We start from the raw sequence: 23903 nt of genomic DNA, 5'->3' as shown, positions 1-23903 counted from the left end.
CAACAAAGCGTGGCGGCCGTAACGGAAACTTCCCGGCTTACGGGGGTTTCGGATACGACATAAAGATATGCATATATCTTTATGTCGTATGGGGGTGTGATGAGCGCTGTTCTATTCTTGCTGGCGGCGACGGCGCTGCTGGGCTCACCGGGGCCGGGGATCGCGGCGCTGATCGTGGCGGGACGGACCCTGGGTCTGGTCGGAGGTCTGCGGTTCTATGCGGGGCTGCAGGTCGGCCTGGCCCTGGCCGCCGGACTGAGCGCGGCGGGGCTGGCCTCGCTGCTGGGCGCGGCGCCGATGCTGCGGCTGATCCTGACGGTGGTGTCGGTCGTCTATCTCGCCTGGCTGGCCTGGAGCGTGGCGACCGCGCCGGTGGGCGACGATGCGATCGGGGCCGAGAGCTCGGCCAGCCTGACCTTCGCTGGCGGCTTCTTGCTGGGCGTTGCCAATCCCAAGGCCTACCTGGCGTTCATGTCGCTGTTCGGCGCGTTCGTGGTGGCGGGGCCGCGCTGGGACGCCGCCGCGAAGTGGGCGCTGTGCGTGCTGGTGATGGTGGTGGTCGACATCGCCTGGCTGGCGCTGGGCGTATTGCTAGGCCGGGTGCGCCTGGGCGCGAAGGGCCAGAGGGTCATGAACCTGGCCATGGGCGGCGCGATCCTGGCGGCGGCCGGACTGGCGCTGGCGGGGTAGGCCCCGGCGCGTGGCCGGGGCCCTCCGTAGATTAAAGCGGATCCGACAGCGGCACGGTGGTCGCCGTCGCGCCCGTCCCGCGATCGACGCGCAGGTTGTTCTGGACGTTGTCGACGCCCGTCACGCTCTCGGCCAGGGCCTCGGCGCGCTTCTTGTCCTCGCGCGAGCGGACCGAGCCGGTCAGGGTGACGTCGCCGTCCGAGACCGCGACCTCGACGCCGTTGGCGTCCAGCCAGCTGTCGTCGGTCAGGCGGTCATTGACGTCGTCGCGGATGCGCTCGTCCGAGCGGCGGTAGCCCTTGGGGCCACGCCCGCGATGGGCGCCATCGTCCTGGCGGCGGTGCAGGGCGTCCTGGTCGCCCATCCACGACGAGACCTCGTCACGGGCCCGGTCGAACCAGGTGCGCTCTTCTTCAGGATGACGGCCGGGACCGAACGACCGGTAAGGATCGTGCTGGCCATAGGCGCCGCGATAGCTGCGCTCGCGGGCCTCGCGATCGTGGTCGCGGTGCTGGAAATAGCGCTCGTCGCCATAGTCGGCCGTGCGGCTGGAATAGCCGCTGGAGCCGTAGTCGCCCGGCGCGCGGAAGCCGGCCGCGCCGTAGTCCGCGCTGGCGTGCGAGCGGCCATAGCCGATGTCGCCGCCCTGTTGGGCGGCGCGCAGGAACTCGCCGCCGTGGCGGCGCGGGCCACGATCGCTGCGATAGCCCTCGCGGCCGCCATCCTGTCCATACGAGCGGTCATAGCCGGAATTGGCGTAGCTGGATCGCTCTGGGGCGCGGCCCACATCGCGTCTGGGCTGTGGGTCGCCGCCATAGGTGCGGTTGCGGTCGAAATCGCCGTCCGCCTCGACATCGAAGCGGCCTTCGCGGTCATTCCATCTCTGGGGCATGGGTCTTCTCCGTGGCGTTCTTGAAAGCTTGGGGCGCGTCGAGGCGCCCCGGCGATCAAAACGGACGGCGGGAGTCGGTGTTCCTAGTGCCCAGCTTGTGGCCAGCTTGTGGATTGCCTCTGTTTGGGACGTGCGCGGCGGCCGCTGGGCGCATATGTTAAAGGGCTCATCCCAGCCCTGGTCCTCAATCCCGCCTAGATGCGTTTCGACGATCGTTTCCTCGAAGAACTGAAGTCCCGCCTTCGCCCGTCCGACGTCGTCGGCAAGTCGGTGAAGCTGCGGCGGCAGGGGCGTGAATATGCGGGGCTGTCGCCGTTCACCAAGGAGAAGAGCCCGTCGTTCTTCGTGAACGATGAGAAGGGCTTCTATCACTGCTTCTCCAGCGGCAAGCACGGCGACATCATCAGCTTCCTGCAGGAGACCGAGCGGCTGACCTTCGCCGAGGCGGTCGAGCGGCTGGCGGCCGAGGCCGGCATGAGCCTGCCCGCCGTCGACCCGCACATGGCGCGCGAGGAGCAGAAGCGTTCGTCCCTGGGCGACTGGATGGAGCTGGCCGCCGCCTGGTTCGAGAGCGAGCTGCGCCGGCCCGTCGGCCAGGCGGCCCGCGCTTATCTGGAAAAGCGCGGCCTGCCCGAGAGCGAGTGGGCGCGCTTCCGCGTCGGCTTCTCGCCCAACAACCGCACGGGCTTGAAGGACTACCTGATCGCCAAGGGCGCCAAGCCGGGCGACCTGGTGGACGCCGGCGTGCTGATCTCGCCCGAGGACGGCGGCCAGCCCTATGACCGCTTCCGCGACCGGATCATCTTCCCGATCACCGACAGCCGCGGGAAGGTGGTGTCGTTCGGCGGTCGGGCCATGGATCCCAACGCCCGCGCCAAATATCTGAACGGCCCCGAGACCGGGCTCTTCCACAAGAGCCGGGTGCTGTACGGCCTGTTCGAGGCTCGCAAGATCCTGCACGCCAACCAGAGCGCCTCGCCCCACGAACGCACGCCGATGGTGGTGGTCGAAGGCTATATGGACGTCATCGCCTGCCAGCGCGCCAACGTGCCGGCCGTGGCGGCCATGGGCACGGCTCTGACCGAGGAGCAGATGGAGGCCCTGTGGCGCCTGCATCCCGAGCCCACCCTGTGCTTCGACGGCGACAAGGCCGGCCAGCGGGCCGCCGATCGCGCCATCGACCGCGCCCTGCCGCTGCTGAAGCCCGGCCGCTCGTTCCGCTTCTCGATGCCGGTCGGCGGCAAGGACCCCGACGACGTTCTGCGCGACCAGGGTCCCGACGCGCTGCGGGCCCAGCTGTCGGAGACCAAGCCCTTCGTCCAGGCCCTGTTCGAGCGCGAGCGGGACCTGGAGCCGCTGGACACGCCCGAGCGTAAGGCCGGCCTGCGCCAGCGCCTGCGCGCGGCGGCCACGACCATCGCCGACAAGGACCTGGCCCAGGCTTATAAGGACGATCTGCGCGACCGCTATGACGAGCTCTTCCAGCGCTCACGAGGCGGTCCGCCGCAGGACGGCGGCGGCTACGGAGGCGGCTATGGCGGCGGGGGCGGTGGTTTCCGCGACCGGCCGTTCACGCCCCGCAGCGGCGGGACCTGGAAGAACGGCAAGCGCGAGCCGCCGGATCCGGGCCTGCGTCCCACCGCGCGGGTGCAGATCGTCGGCCGTATCAAGCCGTTCAACGCCGCCGTCGCCCTGGCCGCCATCGACCATCCGGGCTGGGCGCGGTCCTATGACGAGGCGATCGAGCGGGTCGGCTTTGGCGACCCGCGCCTCAAGCCCCTGTCGCACGAGCTGTTCCTGGCCCTGTGCGACGACCATGGCGACGACGTCTCGATGCGCGAGCGCCTGTCGCGCAAGGGTCTGTCCGAGCCCCTGGCCGAGATCGAGCGCCTGGCCCAGGCCGATGCGCCGTTCCTGGACGCCCGCTTCGATCCGGCCAAGGCCCGCGCCCTGTGGGCCGCCTGCTACGAGGCGGTGATCGAGATCGCCGACGCCGAACGGGCCCTGGACGGCATGCGGCGCGAGGAGGTGACGGCCGGCAGCCTGACCGCGACGCGCGACCTGCGCGACCGGATCGCGGTCCTGCAACGGCAGATCAGCAACCTCGAGTTCTGGCGAGAGCAGTAATAAAGCCCACCCGTTTCCCGGCCTTGCCGGGAAATAGGCGACGCGGAACACTGCAAATCTTTGCGTTGAATGTCCGTGCCATCTTGACACCGGCGTCACCCAAAGCCACATGCCGACTCAAGGAACTGCCAAGCAACTGACTGACATCGCTCGGGCCGCCGCCGCGCGCGCCCTATACCGAAACAGGATGTCACCCTCGTTTGCCGCACCAGGTCCCCAGCGGTCGTCGACCCGATCAGGGAAGACGCCAGGCCGCGCCCACGCCTTTGGGCCTCCGCCGGGTTTCCCGCGGAGCGTTCGTACATGGCGGAAAGGGCGCGCTTAGGCGACTTCTGACGGGAACGTGATCTCTGGGCGCGCGCTGAGTCACAGCGTCGACCGGCGAAGACAGTCCTTTTCGAACGGATTTTTTCGGCGCCGCTCTTGCTAGAGCCAGCGGTGTCGATTTCGGAGAGCTTGATGAGCAACAATTCCTCGGCCGAGACGGAAGCGCCAGAATCCACCGGTGGTGACGGCCCGCTGCTCGACCTGACCGACGCTGGCGTAAAGAAGTTCATCAAGCAGGCGAAAGCCCGCGGCTACGTCACGATGGACGAGCTGAACAAGGTGCTGCCGTCCGAGGAAGTCAGCCCCGACGCCATCGAAGACACCCTCGCCATGCTGAGCGAGATGGGCGTCAACGTGGTCGAGGCCGAAGAAGACGCCGAGGGCTCGGAAGGCGGCGAAGTCGCCACCCGCGACGAGAACACCACGGTCATCACCAGCGACAAGCCGGCCGCCTATGACCGCACCGACGACCCCGTGCGCATGTATCTGCGCGAGATGGGTTCGGTCGAGCTGCTGTCGCGTGAAGGCGAAATCGCCATCGCCAAGCGCATCGAGGCCGGCCGCGACACCATGATCCGCGGCCTCTGCGAGTCCGCCCTGACCTTCGAAGCCATCATGGTGTGGCGCGAGGAACTGGGCACCGGCCGCATCCTTCTGCGTGAAGTCATCGACCTGGAAGGCACCTACGCCGCCATCAACGGCGTCGCCGCCCAGCCGGCCGCCGAAGAGGACGAAGGCGAACCCGCCGAGCCCGTCGACCAGGAAGCCGGCGGCGAGCCCAAGCCCGAGGGCGAAGGCGAAGATGACGACGACTTCGACGATGGCGCCGGTCCGACCGTCAGCGCCATGGAAGGCGAGCTGCGCGAAGGCGTGATGGCCATCCTGGACGCGATCGCCAGCGAGTTCGAAAGCTTCCGCAAGCTGCAGGACAAGCTGGTCGGCAGCCGCCTGAAGGGCGAGGATCTGACCGACGCCGACCGTAAGGCCTATGAGGGCCTGTCGCAGACGATCATCCAGCACCTGAAGACGCTGAAGCTGAACAACAACCGCATCGAGGCTCTGGTCGAGCAGCTCTATGCGATCAACAAGCGCCTGATCGGCCTGGAAGGCCGCCTGCTGCGCCTGGCCGACAGCTACGGCATCAGCCGCGGCGAGTTCCTGAAGGCCTATTTCGGTTCGGAGCTGAACCCGAACTGGGGCGATCAGGTCAAGGGCATGGGCGTGCGCTGGACCAAGTTCGTCGAGAACGACAGCCAGTCGGTGACCGACATCCGTGGCGAGATCGCCGCCCTGGCCACCGAGACCGGCGTGCCGATCGACGACTATCGCCGCATCGTCCAGACGGTCCAGAAGGGCGAACGCGAAGCCCGCCAGGCCAAGAAGGAAATGGTCGAGGCCAACCTGCGCCTCGTGATCTCGATCGCCAAGAAGTACACCAACCGCGGCCTGCAGTTCCTGGACCTGATCCAGGAAGGCAATATCGGCCTGATGAAGGCCGTCGATAAGTTCGAATATCGCCGCGGCTACAAGTTCTCGACCTACGCCACCTGGTGGATCCGCCAGGCGATCACCCGCTCGATCGCCGACCAGGCGCGGACCATCCGTATCCCGGTGCACATGATCGAGACGATCAACAAGATCGTCCGCACCAGCCGCCAGATGCTGCACGAGATCGGCCGCGAGCCGACCCCGGAAGAGCTGGCCGAAAAGCTGGCCATGCCGCTGGAAAAGGTCCGCAAGGTCCTGAAGATCGCCAAGGAGCCGATCTCGCTCGAAACGCCGATCGGCGACGAGGAAGACAGCCACCTGGGCGACTTCATCGAGGACAAGAACGCCATCCTGCCGATCGACGCGGCCATCCAGAGCAACCTGCGGGAAACCACCACCCGCGTGCTGGCCTCGCTGACCCCGCGTGAAGAGCGTGTGCTGCGCATGCGCTTCGGCATCGGCATGAACACCGACCACACCCTGGAAGAAGTCGGCCAGCAGTTCTCGGTCACCCGCGAACGCATCCGCCAGATCGAGGCCAAGGCCCTGCGCAAGCTGAAGCACCCGTCGCGGTCGCGGAAGCTGCGGAGCTTCCTGGACTCGTAAGGGGCCCGCGACTGGCTCCGAGCCTTCCCAAAACAGAGACGCCCCGGTCGCAGGACCGGGGCGTTTTTGTTTCTGGGTTTCCGCTAGGGCCTCAGCTCATGTCGCGGATCTTGTCCGCCAGGCGCTCGGCCTGGCGTTCCAGGTCGTCGGCCTGGCCGGGCAGGCGGCGGGAGAGGTCGATCAGTTCCTCGTCGGTGACCTCGCGGTTACCCCGGGCGCGGTTCTCGGCGATCTGCTTGGCGCGGTAGGCGGGGTCGCGCAGGCGGGCGGCTTCCTCACGCATCTGGCGGGCGCCGGCGCGCATCTGGCCGACGCCTCGGGTCATCTCGACGCTGGCCTGCTTCATGGCCTGGATCCGGATGCGTTCGCCGTCGCGGCGGGCTTGCTCACCCGTGCGGCGGGCGTCGTCGGCGGCCCGGCGGGCCTGGTCGCTGATGCGGCGGACGTCGTCAGCCGACAGACGCGCCTGCTCGGCGGCGATGCGGGCGGCGGCTTCGATCTCGCCGCGATGGGACTCGACCTCGCGACGGGCGTCCTCGGCGATGCGACGCACGTCCTCGGCGCTCAGGCGGGCCAGCTCGGCCTCGGCGCGGGCGTGCTCGGCCTGGTGGCGGGCGTGCTCGACGGCCTTGATGTCTTCGTCGCTCAGCCAGCGGTGCGTGGAGAAAGCGAACTCCCAGCCTTTGGCGGGGGCCGCCGGCGGGGCCGGAGCGGCGGGCGGGGCGGGGGGCGCGGCTTCCGCCATCGGCGCGGGCGCGGCCGGCGGCGCGGGAGGCGCCGGCGGGACTTGCTCGGCGATAGCGGCCGGCGGCGCCGGCGGAACGGGCGGCAGCGGCGCGACCTGGCGGCTCAGGCCGAACGCGGCCAGCGGGGTGGCGACGATGGCCAGGGCGGCGACGGTGAGGCCCACGGTCAGCGGACGGCGGCGGTCGGGCGTGTCGGTCATCAGGCAGGCGATCCTTGTCTTGAGCGTCTTGGCGTCGGCCGCCATCGCGGTGGCGCCGAACGGGACGGGAGAGGCGGCCAGGCGCACCAGGGTGCGGGCGTAGAGGGTGCGGTCCACGCTGCCGACGGCGGCGGCGTCGGCCGCTTCCTCGGTGCGTTCGGCCAGCACCGCGTGCAGGCGCCAGACCAGCGGATTGAACCAGAAGATGGCCAGGGCCAGGCGCGACAGGATCAGGAAGATCCAGTCATGGCGGCGCAGGTGCGCCAGTTCGTGGGCCATGATGGCGGGGGCGGTCTGCGGCTCGGCCAGGGTGGCCGGGTCCAGTAGGATGGCGCCGGGCGCGACGCCCCAGCTGAGCGGGCCAGCGACGCGGTCGCTTGCGACCAGGCCCGGACGGTCGGCGAACGGCAGGTCCTCGATGGGCGCCAGCCAGGCCGGGTCGGTCACCGGCTGCCCCTTGCGCGTCCAGCGCTCGAGGGTGCGCAGGCCCAACGCCAGGCGGCCGCCGATCAGCGCCGCGCCCAGCAGCCACAGGCCGCCGGTGATCGCGCCGGGCGACATCCACCAGGGATTGGGGTCCAGTTCGACGCCGGGCGTGGCGACCGGCAGCACGACCGGCTCGGCCGGCAGCGGCGGCAGCAGGGCCAGCTCCAGCGGCGGCAGCATGTTCATGATCGCCGGCAGGGCCAGCAGCAGGCAGACCGTGCCGCGCAGGATGTCGACACGCTCGACCGGTCGGCGGGTCATGTGGTGCGAGCACAGCAGGCCCGCGCCGGCCACCAGGCTGGACTTGGCCAACAGCGAGATCAGCAGAATCCAGGTCACGACTTAGCCTCCACGGTCTCATCGATGATGGCTTCCAAGGCGGCTGCTTCCTCGGGGGTGAGGCGCTGCCCCATGCCCAGCAGGGCCGTGGCGGCGCTGGCGGCCGAGCCGGCGAAGAAGGTGTCGATCACCCGGCGCAGGGCGCTGACGGCCACCGTCTCGGTTTCTTGGACCGGGCTGAAGCGCACGCCGTCCGGGCCGCTGGCTCGCTCGACCAGGCCCTTGGCCTCCAGCCGCGAGAGCATGGTGCGCACGGCGCTGTCGCTGAGCGGATCCGACAGCGCGCCCCGCACCTCGGCGGTCGTGCCGGCCTCGAGCCGGCACAGGGTCTCGAAGACCTCGCGTTCGCGTCTGGGCAGGGCGTCGATCACGGGAGAGCTCCTTGTTCGCTACAGGTGTAGCGCTACGTCTGTAGCGATGGAAGTGAACTCGTCGTAATGCGTGGATTGCGCTGCGCGGCGTCGATAAGCTGCCGGCCCTGATCCTCACTCTTGCGGAAAACGGTAGGCCGAATGGATCGTATCGAGGCGATGCGGGTGTTCGTGGCGGCGCTGGACGAGGGCAGCCTGGCCGGGGCCGGCCGCCGGCTGAACCGCTCGCCGGCTGCGGTCAGCCGGGCCATCGCCTTCCTGGAGCAGCATGTGGGGGCCGAGCTCTTGCACCGCACGACCCGCTCGCTGCGGCTGTCCGAGGCCGGCGAGCGCTACGCCGCCGCCTGCCGTCGCATCCTGACCGACCTGGAGGAGGCCGACCTGGCGGCCCTGGGCGAGCGCTCGGCCCCGCGCGGCATGCTGACCATCACCGCCCCGCCGATCAGCGGCGAGGACGTGCTGCGGCCGATCGTCGACGCCTATCTGGACGCCTATCCGGCCGTGTCGGTGAACCTGGTCCTGCTCGACCGTCACACCAACCTGGTCGAGGAGGGCTTCGACGTCGCCCTGCGGGTGGGCCAGCTGCCGGACAGTTCGCTGGTCGCCACGCGGGTGGGCGGCGACGTGCGGCGGGTGATCGTCGGGGCGCCGCGCTACCTGGACCAGCATCCGCATATCGTCGAGCCGGCGGACTTGGCCAAGCACCAGGTCGTCACCACCACCCACTTTGGCCACGACACCTGGGTGTTTCCGCCCGCGCCCGGCCAGACCATCGCCCGAGCGGTGCACTTCAAGCCGCGCCTGGTGGTCAACAGCGTCCGCGCGGCCCTGGCTTCAGCGGTCGAGGGGCGGGGCGTGACGCGGCTCTACACCTATCACGTGGCCGAGCGGGTTCTGGACGGCAGCTTGCGGATCGTGCTGCGCGACGCCGAGCCCGTGCCTCTGCCAGTGCACCTGCTGACGCCCCAGGGCCGCACCGCCACCCCCAAGGTCCGCGCCTTCCTGGACTTCGCCGCACCCAGGCTGAGGGCCATCTTCGCGCGGCTGTCGGCGGACGCGGAGGTGCTGGGCCATTCCGCCGTTTGACGGAAGACTGACTGCCAATCAGCATCCATTCACCCGATAGACGATCGATCCGACATTCCTGCTCATCGGGCGACGATCTCCGCCGCCCCGGCAACGTCAAAGAGGCAAGTCATGAGCAACGAACAGAAGGTCGCCATCGTCACCGGGGCCTCGCAAGGCATCGGCGAAGCGCTGGTGAAGGCCTATCGTGACCGCAATTACCGTGTGGTCGCCACCTCGCGGTCGATCAAGCAGGGCGCCGACCCCGACATTCTGGCCGTCGCCGGCGACATCGGCGATCCGGCCACCGCCGAGCGTGTGGTCACCGAGGCCCTGGCCCGCTTCGGACGCGTCGACACCCTGGTCAACAACGCCGGGATCTTCATGGCCAAGCCGTTCACGGCCTACACGGAAGAGGACTTCCAGACCAAGATCGCCACCAACCTGGCCGGCTTCTTCCACATCACCCAGCGCGCCTCGGCGGAAATGCTGAAGCAGGGCGCGGGCCACATCGTCAGCATCACCACCACCCTGACCGACCACGCCCTGGCCGACGTGCCCTCGGTGCTGGCCAGCCTGACCAAGGGCGGCATCAACTCGGCCACCAAGTCGCTGGCCATCGAGTTCGCCAACAAGGGCGTGCGGGTCAACGCCGTCTCGCCGGGCGTGATCAAGACCCCGATGCACGCGCCCGAGACCCACGCCTTCCTGGCCGGCCTGCACCCGGTGGGCCGCCTGGGCGAGATCCGCGACGTGGTCGAGGCCGTGCTCTATCTGGAAACCGCCGGCTTCGTGACGGGCGAGATCCTGCACGTCGACGGCGGCCAGAGCGCGGGGCACTAAGCCATGCCGATGGTCAATATCCAGGTCACTCGAGAAGGCTCCGCCCCTGGCCGCTCGGCCGTCACCGCTGAAGAGAAGGCCAAGCTCATTGCAGGCGTCAGCCAGCTGCTGCTGGACGTGCTGGGCAAGCCGCTGGACTCGACCTTCGTGGTGATCCAGGAGGTCGAGCTGGAGAACTGGGGCTGGGGTGGCATGCCCGTGCCCGAATATCGCCGGCGCGTCGCGGCCGGCGAGCTGTAGGAGGTTCCGCCATGACCCGCGTGCTCGATCTGCTGCGCGTCGACCTGCCGATCATCCAGGCCCCGATGGCCGGCTCGACCTCGCCGGCGATGGTGGTGGCGGTCAGCAATGCAGGGGGCCTCGGCTCCCTGCCCAGCGCGCTCTATTCCGAAGAGCAGCTGCGGACGGCGCTGGACGCGGTGCGGACCGGCACGACGAAGCCGATCAACGTCAACTTCTTCAGCCACCAGAACCCCGACGATGCGCCCGCCGCCCAGGCGGCGTGGCGCGAGCGGCTGGCGCCCTACTATGTCGAGGAGGGCCTGGATCCCGACCAGCCGATCCCCGCCGCCGGCCGCGCGCCGTTCAACGACGCCTTCGCCAAGGTGGTCGAGGACTATCGCCCCGAGGTGGTCAGCTTCCACTTCGGCCTGCCGTCGCCGGAGCTGGTCGAGCGGGTCCGGCGCACGGGCGCCAAGGTCATCTCGTCGGCGACGACGGTGGCCGAGGCCCAGTGGCTGGAAGCGCGGGGCGTCGATGCGGTGATCGCCATGGGCTTCGACGCCGGCGGCCATCGCGGTAACTTCCTGACCCACGACATGAGCCAGCAGGTCGGCACCTTCTCGCTGGTCCCCCGGATCGTCGACGCCGTCTCGGTCCCGGTGATCGCGGCCGGCGGCATCGCCGACCGGCGCGGCGTGCTGGCCGCCTTCGCCCTGGGAGCCGAGGCCGCCCAGGTCGGCACCGCCTATCTGCTGACGCCCGAGGCGGCGATCTCGGATGTGTATCGTGACGCCCTGACGTCGGCCGAGGAGGCGACGACTGTCACCAACCTCTTCACCGGCCGCCCGGCGCGCGGCATCGTCAACCGGCTGATCGCCGAGGTCGGCCCGTTGTCGGACCTCGCCCCGGCCTTCCCGACCGCCGGCGCGGCGGTGCTGCCCCTGCGCAAGGCCGCCGAAGCCGCCGGCCGCGGCGACTTCAGCTCGCTCTGGGCCGGCCAGGCGTTCCGCGCCAGCCAGCCGATGAGCTCGGCCGAGCTGACGCGGAAGCTGGCTGGGGTCTAGGCGTTTTCCAGCGTCTTGGCCTGGGGCTGGTGATCGACCAGCGCCTTGTTGGGGTCGGCCATCTGCGTCACCACGCCGGCGAAGGTCAGGTACTCAGCGGCGAAGTCCAGCGGCAGCACCTCGACCAGCCAGGTGTTCTCGATCCACACCTCGATGACGTGGAAGTGGCCGCCGCGGTCGCAGACATAGGTCTCCCAGCCCTTGGCCGCGGCCTTGGCCATGACCTCCTCGCGAGCCATCGAGACGCTGAGGGCGAAGTGGGTCGGCGAGCGGCGGTCGCTGCCGTCCGGCTGGCGCACGAAGATCGAGCCCGGCTCGCCGTTCGGGACCATGACCGTGCCGGCCGGATAGACCTCGATGGCGGTGCCCATGCCGTCGGCCTTGAACACCATGAAGCTGCCGGGATTGGGCGGGAAGTCGACGACGACGCCGTCCATGATGTCGGCGAAGAAGTGGGCCGCACCTTGGGGATCGGCGGCGCTGACGGACAGGTGGTGGATCATTTCAGGTCTTGCTCTGTGATGCAGGCGCACCCGTCCGCGCGGCGCGCAACAGCCGTCGCGCGCGGTTCGGATACGCTGGTGATGGGAAAAAGAACGGCGTTACTTCGCCGAGGCCGCGCGATGTACGGGCGGTCGAGGTAAGTCTCAACTTACAAGATTGTCATGAGGTCGAATTAACCCTGGGCTGGACGCGCGATGGGCGGGGCGTAGTCCGCGCGGAGCCCTGGCGTCCTGTCGATCGCGACAGGGGGCGCCGCCGATGAGACCAGGCGACGAGAGCAGGCGATGAAAGCTACGCGCGCGCGCTATCCGGGCGGCTGTCGGGCGTCCGTTCCAGCGCCCGGGCAACGGCGGCGATCAGTTCCTCGCGGCGGATCGGCTTGGCCACGTGGTCGTCCATGCCGGCGGCGCGGCAGCGGGCGATCTGTTCGGGCAGGACGTCGGCGCTGAGCGCCACGATCGGGATGGCCGCGATCGGGCCAGGCAGGGCGCGGATGGCGCGGGTGGCGGCCAGGCCGTCCATTCCCGGCATGTGCACGTCCATCAGCACGAGGTCGAAGTCGCCGGCCTGGACGGTGTCCAGCGCCTGATGGCCGTCGTCGGCGGTGATCACCTCGCAGCCGGCCAGGGTCAGCAGGGCCTTGCCCAGCTCGCGGTTCATCGGGTGGTCGTCGACCAGCAGCACGCGGGCCGCGCGTTCGGGCGCTTCTGGGGCGGGGCCGGTGTCGGCCACTGGAATGGCGGCGGGCTCGGCGGCCAGGGTGATCCAGAAGCGCGCGCCTTGGCCCAGGTCGCTCTCGACGCCAATCGCGCCGCCCATGCGGGTGATCAGGGCCTTGCTGATCGCCAGGCCCAGGCCCGTGCCGCCATAGCTGCGGCTGATCGAGCTGTCGGCCTGGGAGAAGCGCTGGAACAGTCGCGCCTGCACCTCGGGCGCGATGCCGATGCCGGTGTCGATCACCTCGAACCGCAGGGCGCCGGGCGCGGGGCCGGCGGTCAGGCGGACGGTGACGCCACCCTGGCTTGTGAACTTCAGGCCGTTGGCCAGGAGGTTCAGCAGCACCTGGCGCAGGCGGGTCTCGTCCAGCGACAGCGGCTGGTCGACATCGGCGTCGCCCTCGGCCTGGCAGACGGTGCGCAGATACAGGCCCTTGGCCGCCGCCTCGGGGGCGATGATGGCCACGGCGTCGCGCAGCAGGGCCGACGGCGAGGCTGGGGTGAGGGTCAGGTCCAGGCGGCCGGCCTCGACCTTGGCGAAGTCCAGCAGGTCGCCGACGATCTCGGCCAGGGAGCGGCCGGCGCGGCCGACCAGGTCCAGGCGGCGGCGGTTCTCAGGCGACAGGTCCGGGTCGTCGGCGACCAGGGACGCGAAACCCAGGATGCTGTTCAGCGGCGTGCGGATCTCGTGGCTGATCGTGGCCAGGAAGTCGGACTTGGCCTGGCTGGCGGCCTGGGCGCGGGCCTGGGCGGCGCGGGCAGCGGCCTGGCGGCGCAGCAGCAGGGCCTGCAGGCGCGCCTGGCGGCTCAGGGCCAGGGCGGCCACGAAGCTGACGGCGTACAGCACGACGTGGAACAGCAGGGCGTGGCGCAGCGGCGACAGGGCCACCTTGATGTCGATGCCGGTGCGATGCAGCACCGCCGGAATGGCCACGGCCAGCGAGGTGGTGACGATCACCGCCACGGCGCGCGGCCCGCCCCGGAACGCGGCCAGCAGGGCCGGGGCGAACAGCAGCACCTGCAGGCTGGCGTCGTTGACGAACACCCAGGACGAGGCGGCGATGACCAGCAGCAGGGTGGCGGCGGCCTCCAGCGGCCGGACGTGGAAACCCTCGCGGTGGCGATGGTCGGTCAGGATCAGCACCACGGGCAGGATGACGGCCACGCCCAGCACGTTGGACGTCGTCCAGTCGTCCCAGCCGTGGAAGAACGCGCGCCCGCCGCTCACCGCCAGCAGGCCGTGGACCAGGATCGAACTGATCGCCGTCAGGACCGAGGCCACGACGATGACCGTGAACAGGCTGCGCGGATCGCGCACCTTGGTCGGCACCCGCATCCAGCGCAGCAGCATCGCGGTGCCGGCCGTCTGGATGGTGTCCAGCACGGTCACGACCAGGACGAAGCGTATCGGCGCGCCGATCATCAGCTCCAGCACGATATGCAGCACGCCGGTGGCGACCATGAAGGCCAGCGCCTGGCGCCGGTTCAGGATCATGAAGGCGGCGATGGCGACGGCGTTGGCCGTCCAGATGGTCGGGATGTTGTGCGTGGCGCCGGCCAGGAACAGGCTGTAGGCGAGCCCAGCGACATAGGCGCAGACCAGGGCGACCGCATTGGTCGCGCCATTGGAAGCCGCCTTGTGCTGTACCCCAGCCGTCACTTCGCCCCACCTCTCCCCGATGCTCGAAGGTCTGCGACTATGGGCCGCAAAAGGTCGGTGTTTCGTTAAGGGGGTACGCACGGCGTGAGGCTGGACGCTGGACGGGTTTGCTGGCTGTGAGAAGCTGCACTCCGTGAGAGCGAGCCGCCAGTTTTCTGGAATGGCTCAGGCGCGTCGCGCGAACACATCCGCCAGCGCGCGACACGTCGCCTTCGCCTTACCCGCCTCGTCGAACAGCAGCGGCTGGTCCTTCGGGCGCTGTCCGGAATCCCCCCGCAGCCAGGTGTCGCTGTCGCGCAGGCCCCAGATGGTGAAGGCGAAGCGTTGGCGGGCGGGGAGAGCCATGAAGGCCTCGGCGACTTCCGCATACTTGGCGATCTGGCGTTTGACGCGGTCGCCGGGGATCGCCGGGACGTAGTGGTCGCCCAGCGAGATATCCAGCTCCGACAGGTGGATCGGCAGGCCGAAGCTGGCCAGGTCCTTGATCGCCGCCTCGACCGCGCCGGCTGGCAGGTCGTAGTCGATGTGGGTCTGGGTGCCGATGCCGCTGAGCGGCGCGCCGCGCTTCAGCAGGCGTTCGATCAGCCGCATGAAGGTGGCGCGTTTGTTGGGCTTCAGTTCCAGGTGGTAATCGTTGAGGAACAGCACCGCGTGCGGGTCGGCCTCGTGGGCGTGCTCGAGAGCCAGGGCGATGTGATCGTCCGAGCCCAGGTTGCGTGACCACAGGCTTTCACGGAGATGGTCGCCGTCGTCGGCCACCGGCTCGTTGACCACGTCCCAGCTGCGGGCCTGGCCCTTGTAGCGGCCGGCGACCGCCAGGATGTAGTTGCGATAGGCGTCGGCGAAGGGCTTGCCCGACCCGTCCAGGCGCTTGAAGGCGTCGTTCTCGTTGGCGAACCAGATCAGCGAGTGGCCGTGCAGGGCCATGTCGCGGGCCTTGGCGAACGAGGCGATGCTGTCGGGCCGGTCGAACTGGAAGCCGCCATCCTCGCGCAGGATGTATTCCATCTTCATCTCCCACTCGGCGGTGAGTTGGGAGAACTGCTCGGCGAGAAGGTCGATGTATTCGGGCTGGTGCAGCCAGCGTTCCTGCACGCAGCAGCCGACGGGGAAGGGCGTCAGGGTCCGCAGCGGCGGAGGCGGCGTCAGGGCTGGCTGGCTCTTGGCGCCCTGGCTGCAGGCGGAGAGCGCGAGCGCCGAGGCGATCGCGGAGCGGCGCGTCAGCCGCTTCATGGGCTTAGCGCCCGGCCATGGCGGCGCGGCGGATGCTCAGTTCGTCCATCTGGGCGCTTTCGAACACGCCAAGCTTCTTGGCCGCCAGCACCTTGGCCTGTTCGGCGACGTGTTCGTACTTCTTGAGGTTCTCGAAGGCCTCGGACAGGGCGTCGCGGGCGCCGACCTCTTCGGCGTGGCATTGGTCGATCTGGACCAGCATGTCGGCCTTGCGGCGCTTGTGGCCCTCACGATAGCCGATCATGTACCAGCCGGCCGAGGCGTCGCCCTCGGCGTTCTTGGCTTCGGCTTCGGCCTCGGCGTCCAGCATGGTGATGCGCAGTTCAGCCGCCATGCGGCGTTCGGTGATCTCGGCGAGGCGCTTTTGCAGCGTCTCGACCTCGTGGTTGGAGATCCGGATAAGCGAGGCGGCCCACTTGGTCATCAGTACTCACTCGCCAGGATCTGCCCCAGGTATCCGAAAGAGTCGTCCAGAGAAGTTGCTTCTTCCTTATCCTGGCTAAGGAAAGCTTCGATCGCCGGGTTCAGGCGGATCGCGCGGTCGACCACGGGGTCGGCCCCGGCGCGATAGGCGCCGATGCGGATCAGTTCTTCCATGTTGGCGTAGGCGGCCATGACCTGGCGCGCGCCCTTGACGACGTCGCGCTCGTGCGGGTGCTGGCAGCCCGGCATGGTCCGGCTGATCGACTTCAGGACGTTGATCGCCGGGAAGCGGCCGCGCTCGGCGATGGCGCGCTCCATGACGATGTGGCCGTCCAGGATACCGCGCGTGGCGTCGGCGATCGGCTCGTTGTGGTCGTCGCCGTCCACCAGCACGGTGAAGAGGGCGGTGATGGGCGCGGCGGTGGTGCCGTCGGCGCGGATCGGGCCGGGACCGGCGCGCTCCAGCAGCTTGGGCAGCTCGGTGAAGACGGTGGGCGTGTAGCCCTTGGTGGTCGGCGGCTCGCCCGCGGCCAGGCCGATCTCGCGCTGGGCCATGGCGAAGCGCGTGACGGAGTCCATCAGGCACAGGACTTCCAGGTCCTGGTCGCGCATGTATTCGCTGATCGCCAGGGTCATGTAGGCGGCCTGGCGGCGGGTCAGGGCGGGCTCGTCCGAGGTGGCGACCACGACGACGGCGCGGCGCAGGCCTTCCTCGCCCAGGGTCTCTTCCACGAACTCGCGGACCTCGCGGCCGCGCTCGCCGATCAGGCCAACGACGACGGCGTCGCAGGTAGCCTCTTTGGCCAGCATGGAGAGCAGCACCGACTTGCCGACGCCCGAGCCGGCGAAGATGCCCAGGCGCTGGCCGCGGCAGGTGGTGGTGAAGACGTTCATCGAACGCACGCCCAGGTCGAGGCGCTCGCCCACCCGGCCACGGGCGTGGGCCGGCGGCGGAGAAGTCTTAAGGGGATAGGGGACTTCGCCTTGCGGCAGCGGGCCCAGGCCGTCGATCGGCTCACCGAAGGCGTTGACGATGCGGCCCAGCCACGCCTTGGTCGGGCGGACGACCGCACCTTCCGGAGCGATGCGGATCTCCGCGCCCGGGGCCACGCCCTCGACGGGACCGAAGGGCATGAGCAGGGCGCGGGTCTCGCGAAAGCCGACGACCTCGGCCGGCAGCGGATCCAGGCCCAGCCGGCTGATCTCGACGCGGGCGCCGACCGACAGTCGGGTCAGGCCGCCACGGACCTCGATCAGCAGGCCATTCACGGCGGCGACGCGGCCATAGATGGTCAGCGGATCGATACGTTCGACGGCGGCGATGAGGCTACGCAAGACAGCTCCTAATGACCTGCGCAGACTCGGCGATCGTGGTTAATCAGGTGTGAAATTACTGGCCAGGGGGCGACTTCACCGGTGCGACCAATTGGTCGGTGAAGAACCGGGTGACCGCCGTGTTGAGGTCGCGGTGGAAGGCCACGCGGTCGAAGCCGGGCGCGCTGGCGCACAGGATCTCTACGCCCTTGCTGTTGGTGCAGGGCGTCAGGAAGTCGAAGTGTCGCGCCCCCTGCACGACGCGATAGTCGTGCGGCCGTCCCAGGTTGCGGTGCACGAACTCGGCATAGTCGTCGCCGGGCAGCACCTCGTCGTCGCTGGCCTTCCACAGCTGCAGCGGGACCTTGATCCCCTTCAGGCCCTCGGTCCCGAAGGTGAAGCCCAGGGCCGGCGCGGCCGAGACCACGGCCTTGATGCGGGCGTCATGCGTCCACTTGGCCGTCAGGATGTCGGCCGGGATCGGATGGTTGGCGGTCAGCTTGCAGTCGTAGTTGGCCGGATGGGCCTTGCAGTGGCTGGGCACCTTGCCGATGTCGGGCTCGCCGCCGGCCGCCGCCAGCACGGTGAAGCCGCCCGACGAGAAGCCGAACGCCCCGACCTTGGTCGGATCGATCTTCGTCTTGAGGGGGGAGGCGTCCAGCATCCAGCCGATCAGGTCCGACAGGGCGGCCGGGCGATCGGCCATGGCCGTGGCGCGGCTCTGGTCCTTGTAGTTGTCGCCGGGATGGGTGAGGGCGGCGACCACGAAGCCGGCTTCCGCCAGCGCCTGGGCGGTGTCGGCATGGCCGCCGAAGAAGCCGCCATTGCCGTGCGACATGACGATCAGCGGCAGATGCTCGCCGGTAATCGGCGCGCCGGCCGCCACGGTGTGACCCCAGCCGCCCAGCGCCATGAAGGCCGGCTTGGCGTCGGTGGGATACCAGACCCCGACCTGGACCGGCGGCCCATCGGGGCGAGGCTCCTGCAACACCATGAAACCGGCGTTGGCCGCGAGGGCGGGGGAGGCGACGGCCGTCGCGAGCAGAGCGGCGGCGAAGAGATGGCGGAGCGACATGGCGGTCCTTCAGCGAATGACGATGCCGTCGCTGTGAGGCTCGTGGCGCACCGTCGCCAGCGCTCTTGCGTGAATGGGCGAATGGGTTCGCGACCGGGCGAACGGTCGCTATACGTCGTTCGATGACCGCCCAAGCTTCCAAGCCGCCGCTGCTGGGGACCGCCCGTGAATGGGCGATCGACCTTGGCGTGGGCGTTGGGATCGGCGTGCTCCTCGGCCTGATGGGACCTTTCGGTAGCTTCTTCAACGACCGGGCGTCGGTGCGGATCGCCTACTGGTGCGGCAGCATCTTTAGCGGGATGGTGCTGTTCGGCTGCCTGGTGCGACTGGCGGCGGCGGGCGCGCGGCGGTTGGGCTGGCCGGACTGGACGTTGATCCTGCCCATCACCCTGATCGGAGCTTTCATCCAGGGCGCGCCGCTGCGCCTGGTCGCCATCGCCCTGTGGCCGCCGATCGAGCAGGCCGTGTCGCCGCTGGAGTGGTACGGCCAGTGCGTGGCGATCACGACGCCGATCGTGCTGGCCTACTATTTTCTCCGCGTGCGCTCACACACGCGTACGCCCGCGCGCGAGCGGCTCGTTCCTGTCGAAGCCGTCGCGCCGGCGGCCGATCCGGGGGCGGTGCTCTATCTGAAGATGGAGGACCACTATGTCCGGATCCGCACCGAGCACGGCGCGCGGCTGGAGATGGGACCGCTGGCGCGGGTGACGGCGGGACTGTCGGGCGTCGAGGGGCTGCAGGTCCATCGCTCGTGGTGGGTGGCCCGGCGAGCGATCGAGGGCGTCGAGAGGGACGGCCGCAACCTGCGTCTGCGGCTCGTCGACGGCGAAACCGCCCCCGTCAGCCGCGCCTCGGTGGCCAAGCTTAGGGCCGCCGGCTGGCTGGCCGAAGAAAATCCCGCCTAGGGCCTGCGGCGGGGCGTCGCGGCCTACCCGGAATGGTCAAGCTTCAGCCTCCGGATCGCCACCCGCCAAGCGCGAGCATGGCGTTCAAATTCCCGCGACGGAACGCCGCAATCTCGCCTCAAAAGCGAACGCCGTTCGACCTTGGCCTTAACGCGGTAACGACGTTCGGACCGCTTTGTGGGCACGGTTTTAAGAGATTTGCGTTGGTTAACAGGAGCGTCCGAGGGCCTGCCTGCGACGCGTGCGACCAATGTGACCAAGGCCCCCGGCGCGGCTTGCGCCCGATTCGCAAATCATATTAACCATTCGACCAACGGAAACATTCACCATTAACCAGTCTTAAATTAACTCTACGCCACAGTGGCCGCAGGGTTTATCGGCGGACTTCCGCCTAAGACGTTCGAATACGCCAGATTGGCGTGGAGGGGCTCATGCGCGTACTGTTGATCGAGGATGACAGCGCGACGGCGCAGACCATCGAACTGATGCTGAAGTCTGAAGGCTTCAACGTCTATACGACGGATCTGGGTGAGGAAGGCGTGGATCTGGGTAAGATCTACGACTACGACCTCATTCTGCTCGACCTCAATCTTCCCGACATGAGCGGCATCGATGTTCTGCGCACCCTGCGGGTCGCGAAGATCAACACGCCGATCATGATCCTGTCGGGTTCGTCTGAGATCGACACGAAGGTGAAGACCTTCTCGGGCGGCGCCGACGACTATATGACCAAGCCGTTCCACAAGGACGAGATGATCGCCCGCATCCATGCGGTGGTCCGTCGTTCGAAGGGCCACGCGCAATCGGTCATCAAGACCGGCGACATCATCGTCAACCTGGACGCCAAGACGGTCGAAGTGAACGGCAACCGCGTTCACCTGACCGGCAAAGAGTACCAGATGCTCGAGCTGCTCTCCCTGCGTAAGGGCACGACCCTGACCAAGGAAATGTTCCTGAACCACCTGTACGGCGGCATGGACGAGCCCGAACTGAAGATCATCGACGTCTTCATCTGCAAGCTGCGCAAGAAGCTGGCCGCTTCGGCGCACGGCAAGCACCACATCGAGACGGTCTGGGGCCGCGGCTACGTGCTGCGCGACCCGAACGAGCAGGTCAACGCCGCTTAAGTCTCGCGAGCTTAGTAAGCGTAACAGTAAAAGCGTACCCAAGGCGCCCACCGGAAACGGTGGGCGTTTTCTTATTGGGATCATATGGTTACGTTTGGGCTATTAACCGACGTTAACCATGCCGTGACAAAACGACCGAAGCGCCGAATAGTCCTTGCCGCCGGGAGCGCGCCTCGCGCATGTTCCGGCCCGACAGTTGCTGGGGGGCTACCCGGCCGTGTCATTTTGACTTGCGCGGCATCGAACCGACGGGGGCACGATGCAGGAATTTGATCCGCGACGCAGCGCGACGCGCTGGGCGCCGAGGGTGTTCACCGCCGTAGCCGGCCTGGCTGCTCTGAGCCTGGGCTGGAAGCTGACCGCCGACGACGCCAAGACTCCGGGCACGGAGAAGGCCGCTCTGGATCCGGCCGCTCTGGTCGCCCTGCAGCATGTCGCCTTCGCCAGCGCCGAGGCCCAGCCGGGCTTCGAGCGTCCCGAGAATATCGCCGTCAAGGTGCGCCCGGGCGAGACCCTGCAAGGCGCCGTGCAGCGCGCCGGCGTGGCGCCGGAAGACGCCCAGGCCGTCGTCGCGACCCTGCAAGGCGCGATCGACACCGTGAACATCAAGGCCGGCATGGCCTTCGAGGCCGCCATCGCCCAGCGCCGCGGCCAGCGTGGCCCGGCCCGCCTGATCGGCCTGTCCATGCGCGCCAGCCCGTCCTCGACCCTGACCGTCTCGCGCACCTTCGACGGCGCCATGCGCCTGCGGGAGCTGGAGGAGAAGGTCCGCGACGAGCAGAAAGTCGCTTGTGGGGAAATGAACGGCTCGTTCTACGAGAGCGTGGCCAATGTCGGCGGCACGCCGGCCATCATCAGCCAGGCCGCCAAGCTGTTCTCGCACAAGATCGACTTCTCGCGTGACATCAAGGAAGGCGACCGCTTCTGCCTGGTGTTTGACCGCAAGGTCACCGAGAGCGGCCGCACCATCGAAGCCGGCGATCTCGAATATGCCGAGGTCAAGGGCCAGAAGTTCTACGCCTTCGACCGTAAAGATGACGACGGCAAGAGCCAGTTCTTCGACGAGTTCGGCAAGAACATCAAAGGCTTCCTGCTGCGCACCCCGGTGGACGGCGCGCGGATCACCTCGGTGTTCGGCACGCGCAAGCACCCGGTGCTGGGCTACACCCGCGCTCACAAGGGCGTCGACTTCGGGGCCGGCACCGGCACCCCGATCCTGGCCGCCGGCGACGGCGTGGTTCTGGAGGCTCGCCGCTGGAGCGGCTACGGCAACTGGCTGCGCATCCGCCACTCGGGCCAGTGGGACACCGGCTACGGCCACATCTCGCGCTACGCCCCCGGCATCAAGGCCGGCACGCGCGTGCGCCAGGGCCAGGTCGTGGCCTATGTCGGCTCGACCGGCCTCGCGACCGGCCCGCACCTGCACTATGAGGTCTGGCTGAAGGGCGAGCGCGTCAATCCGATCGGCGCCAAGGTCCCGCAAGGCACCATCCTGGGCGGCTCCGAACTGGCCTCGTTCAAGTCGCAGAAGTCGCGGATCGATCGCATGCTGGCGGCGGGTGGTGAGGCGGTGAGCGGCGAAGACACGCCGAAACTGGCCCAGGCGGATCTGGACAAGGTCAAGCTGCGGTAGGAACTCCCCTTCTCCCCTTGCGGGAGAAGGTGGCGCGTAGCGCCGGATTGAGGGGTCGATAGGCCTATCCGGCAAGCGGAGCGCAACCCCTCACCCGACCCGCTTCGCGGGCCACCCTCTCCCGCAAGGGGAGAGGGGAATTCACCCCATCGCCGCCTGGATCCCCGCCAGCAGGTTCGCCGCCGTGATCGGCTTCGACACGTGCAGGTCCGCGCCCGCCGCCAGGGTCTGTTCCCGGTGCGCCGTCAGGGCGTTGGCGCTGAGCATGATGATCGGGGTGCGGATCGCGCCGGCTTCCAGCTCCAGGGCCCGGATGGCGCGGGTGGCGGCCAGGCCGTCCATGCGCGGCATCTGCATGTCCATCAGCACCACGTCGAAGGTCCCGGCCTTGAAGGCGTCGATGGCGTCCAGGCCGTCGCCGACGGTGACGACGTCCGCGCCCTGGGTGGCCAGGATCAGCTGGGCGACGCGCTGGTTGGTCGGATGGTCCTCGACCAGCAGCACCCGCAGGGGCGCGTCGGAGGCGGCGACCGGCTCGGCCGCGGCGTCGCGGTCGCTCTGCGCCTGATCGGGCGCGCGCGGCAGGACCAGCGAGACCACGAAGCGGCTGCCGGCGCCGGGCGTCGAGGCGGCCGAGATCTGGCCGCCCATCATCTCGACCAGCGAGTGGCAGATCGACAGGCCCAGGCCCGTGCCGCCGAACCGGCGGCTGATCGAGGCGTCGGCCTGGTGGAAGCGGGCGAACAGGCCGGCGGCGTGCTCGGCGTCGAAGCCGATGCCGGTGTCGGCGATCTCCAGGGTCAGGCCGACATCCTCGGTGGCGATGCGCAGGGAGACGCCGCCGGTCTCGGTGAACTTGATGGCGTTGGACAGCAGGTTGCCGACCACCTGGCCGATCCGCGTGGCGTCGCCCAGGTAGCGGCCATCCAGCGCGCCGATGACCTGGAACGCCAGGCCCTTCTCCTCGGCGCGGTAGCGCATGACTTCGATGCAGGGACGCAGCGCGTCGCCCAGGTCGAAGGGCTGCTCCTCCAGCCGCAGCTGGCCGGCCTCGATCTTGGCGACATCGAGAAAGTCGGAGACCAGCCGCTCCAGCGTCGCGCCGGAATCGCGGATCAGCCCGACCATCTCGGCCTGATCGGCGCTGAGCGGCGTGCGGGTCAGGGCGTCGACGATGCCGATGACGCCGTTCAGCGGCGTGCGGATCTCGTGGCTGATATTGGCCAGGAAGTCGGTCTTGGCGCGGTTGGCCGCCTCGGCCGCGGCCTTGGCCTCGACCAGGGCCCGCTCGGCCGCCACGCGCTCGGTCACGTCTCGGGCCACGCCATAGATGCGGTCGCCCAATCGCTGGGCGCGCCATTCCAGGGTCAGGTAGTGGCCGTCCCTGTGGCGATAGCGGTTGACGTAGCCCAGGACCGGATCGCCGTCCTTGCGGTTCTCGACCTCGACCACGCTGTTGAGCGTGCCGGGCATGTCCTCGGGATGCACCAGGCGCAGCAGCTTCTGGCCTTCCATCTCTTCGGGACGCTGGCCCAGGGTGGCGTACCACGAGCGGCTGGCCTTCAGCACGCGGCCTTCGATGTCGCGGATGATCAAGAGGTCCAGCGAGACGTCGAAGAAGGCGCTGATGTCTTCGGACAGGGTCTTGTGGACTGTCGTCGCTGTCATCGCAGTCGAATTCCTCGCTAGCGCCGAACAGTCCGGATGGCCAAGCGTCCGGACAGAACATGGATATCAGTCAAGCTCGGAAACCAGGAACAACCCTGGGGAGATTGCCTGAAAAGACTTTTCGACTGCGACGAAAGGCGTCGTTTTGATAACGGCGTTATTTAAAATGGCGTCAGCGA

The 23903-nt window shown here is 68.7% G+C and carries 20 protein-coding genes; 10 read left to right on the top strand and 10 right to left on the bottom strand.

Annotated features, from left to right (window positions below; translation table 11 throughout):
- Positions 1 to 99 precede the first annotated feature (99 nt).
- On the top strand, positions 100 to 690 hold the full coding sequence (locus AC1RR5_RS15010; RefSeq protein ID WP_492922459.1) for a LysE family translocator: 591 nt from the start codon (positions 100 to 102) through the stop codon (positions 688 to 690).
- A gap of 31 nt (positions 691 to 721) precedes the next feature.
- Here the strand turns inward: AC1RR5_RS15010 and AC1RR5_RS15005 are convergent, their stop codons facing one another.
- Positions 722 to 1582, bottom strand: a complete 861-nt coding sequence (locus AC1RR5_RS15005; protein ID WP_492922457.1) for a BON domain-containing protein — start codon at positions 1580 to 1582, stop codon at positions 722 to 724.
- A gap of 198 nt (positions 1583 to 1780) precedes the next feature.
- Here AC1RR5_RS15005 and dnaG point away from each other — a divergent pair, with 198 nt between their 5' ends.
- Together dnaG and rpoD are read left to right on the top strand one after the other, a co-directional pair.
- Positions 1781 to 3709 carry a DNA primase gene (gene dnaG / locus AC1RR5_RS15000; RefSeq protein ID WP_492922455.1) on the top strand — a complete coding sequence of 643 codons (1929 nt, stop codon included), beginning with the start codon at positions 1781 to 1783 and terminating at the stop codon, positions 3707 to 3709.
- A gap of 459 nt (positions 3710 to 4168) precedes the next feature.
- Positions 4169 to 6130, top strand: a complete 1962-nt coding sequence (rpoD, locus tag AC1RR5_RS14995; protein ID WP_492922454.1) for an RNA polymerase sigma factor RpoD — start codon at positions 4169 to 4171, stop codon at positions 6128 to 6130.
- Positions 6131 to 6221: 91 nt separating this feature from the next.
- Here rpoD and AC1RR5_RS14990 read toward each other — a convergent pair whose 3' ends face one another.
- Positions 6222 to 7901 carry a M56 family metallopeptidase gene (locus AC1RR5_RS14990; protein WP_492922452.1) on the bottom strand — a complete coding sequence of 560 codons (1680 nt, stop codon included), beginning with the start codon at positions 7899 to 7901 and terminating at the stop codon, positions 6222 to 6224.
- On the bottom strand, positions 7898 to 8272 hold the full coding sequence (locus tag AC1RR5_RS14985) for a BlaI/MecI/CopY family transcriptional regulator (protein ID WP_492922450.1): 375 nt from the start codon (positions 8270 to 8272) through the stop codon (positions 7898 to 7900). Before AC1RR5_RS14985 ends, AC1RR5_RS14990 begins: the two co-directional genes overlap by 4 nt.
- Before the next feature lie 141 nt (positions 8273 to 8413).
- Between AC1RR5_RS14985 and AC1RR5_RS14980 the strand changes: the two genes are divergently transcribed.
- From AC1RR5_RS14980 to AC1RR5_RS14965, 4 genes are all read left to right on the top strand, one after another.
- Entirely contained in the window at positions 8414 to 9358 is a 945-nt protein-coding gene (locus AC1RR5_RS14980) for a LysR family transcriptional regulator (RefSeq protein ID WP_492922448.1), read from the top strand.
- A gap of 111 nt (positions 9359 to 9469) precedes the next feature.
- A complete protein-coding gene (locus AC1RR5_RS14975; protein WP_492922446.1) occupies positions 9470 to 10180 on the top strand; it encodes an SDR family NAD(P)-dependent oxidoreductase in 711 nt (236 codons plus the stop codon).
- A gap of 3 nt (positions 10181 to 10183) precedes the next feature.
- On the top strand, positions 10184 to 10420 hold the full coding sequence (locus tag AC1RR5_RS14970; RefSeq protein ID WP_492922444.1) for a tautomerase family protein: 237 nt from the start codon (positions 10184 to 10186) through the stop codon (positions 10418 to 10420).
- An 11-nt stretch (positions 10421 to 10431) separates the two neighbouring features.
- Positions 10432 to 11466 carry an NAD(P)H-dependent flavin oxidoreductase gene (locus tag AC1RR5_RS14965; RefSeq protein ID WP_492922442.1) on the top strand — a complete coding sequence of 345 codons (1035 nt, stop codon included), beginning with the start codon at positions 10432 to 10434 and terminating at the stop codon, positions 11464 to 11466.
- Here the strand turns inward: AC1RR5_RS14965 and AC1RR5_RS14960 are convergent.
- The 6 genes from AC1RR5_RS14960 to AC1RR5_RS14935 form a co-directional block, all read right to left on the bottom strand.
- Positions 11463 to 11969: a VOC family protein gene (locus tag AC1RR5_RS14960; RefSeq protein ID WP_492922440.1), complete on the bottom strand. Its 507-nt coding sequence runs from the start codon at positions 11967 to 11969 to the stop codon at positions 11463 to 11465. The genes AC1RR5_RS14965 and AC1RR5_RS14960 overlap by 4 nt on opposite strands.
- A 292-nt stretch (positions 11970 to 12261) precedes the next feature.
- Complete coding sequence (locus tag AC1RR5_RS14955) at positions 12262 to 14346, bottom strand: hybrid sensor histidine kinase/response regulator (RefSeq protein ID WP_492922438.1); 2085 nt, start codon at positions 14344 to 14346, stop codon at positions 12262 to 12264.
- A gap of 165 nt (positions 14347 to 14511) precedes the next feature.
- Positions 14512 to 15579: an endo-1,4-beta-xylanase gene (locus AC1RR5_RS14950; protein WP_492922436.1), complete on the bottom strand. Its 1068-nt coding sequence runs from the start codon at positions 15577 to 15579 to the stop codon at positions 14512 to 14514.
- A 4-nt stretch (positions 15580 to 15583) separates the two neighbouring features.
- Positions 15584 to 16003 (bottom strand): flagellar export protein FliJ, encoded by a 420-nt coding sequence (locus AC1RR5_RS14945; protein WP_492922434.1) that lies wholly within the window; start codon positions 16001 to 16003, stop codon positions 15584 to 15586.
- Complete coding sequence (gene fliI, locus AC1RR5_RS14940) at positions 16003 to 17337, bottom strand: flagellar protein export ATPase FliI (protein WP_492922432.1); 1335 nt, start codon at positions 17335 to 17337, stop codon at positions 16003 to 16005. The genes AC1RR5_RS14945 and fliI overlap by 1 nt, the downstream gene beginning before the upstream one ends.
- A 55-nt stretch (positions 17338 to 17392) precedes the next feature.
- Entirely contained in the window at positions 17393 to 18391 is a 999-nt protein-coding gene (locus AC1RR5_RS14935; protein WP_492922430.1) for an alpha/beta hydrolase family protein, read from the bottom strand.
- A gap of 122 nt (positions 18392 to 18513) precedes the next feature.
- On the opposite strand from AC1RR5_RS14935, the gene AC1RR5_RS14930 reads away from it, so the two are divergent.
- The 3 genes from AC1RR5_RS14930 (at position 18514) to AC1RR5_RS14920 (ending at position 22056) form a co-directional block, all read left to right on the top strand.
- Positions 18514 to 19296: a LytTR family DNA-binding domain-containing protein gene (locus AC1RR5_RS14930; RefSeq protein ID WP_492922428.1), complete on the top strand. Its 783-nt coding sequence runs from the start codon at positions 18514 to 18516 to the stop codon at positions 19294 to 19296.
- 431 nt (positions 19297 to 19727) lie between these two features.
- Positions 19728 to 20423, top strand: coding sequence for a response regulator transcription factor CtrA (ctrA, locus tag AC1RR5_RS14925; protein ID WP_047407858.1), 696 nt, complete (start codon positions 19728 to 19730; stop codon positions 20421 to 20423).
- Between the two features lie 259 nt (positions 20424 to 20682).
- Positions 20683 to 22056 (top strand): M23 family metallopeptidase, encoded by a 1374-nt coding sequence (locus tag AC1RR5_RS14920; RefSeq protein WP_492922426.1) that lies wholly within the window; start codon positions 20683 to 20685, stop codon positions 22054 to 22056.
- Positions 22057 to 22197: 141 nt separating this feature from the next.
- Here AC1RR5_RS14920 and AC1RR5_RS14915 read toward each other — a convergent pair whose 3' ends face one another.
- Positions 22198 to 23724, bottom strand: coding sequence for an ATP-binding protein (locus AC1RR5_RS14915; protein ID WP_492922424.1), 1527 nt, complete (start codon positions 23722 to 23724; stop codon positions 22198 to 22200).
- Positions 23725 to 23903 lie beyond the last annotated feature (179 nt).

It is taken from the genome of Caulobacter sp. GW821-FHT11E11, assembly GCF_058808315.1.
The sequence above is the reverse complement of the archived record's forward strand: the minus strand, read 5'-3'. Positions and strand labels throughout refer to the sequence as shown.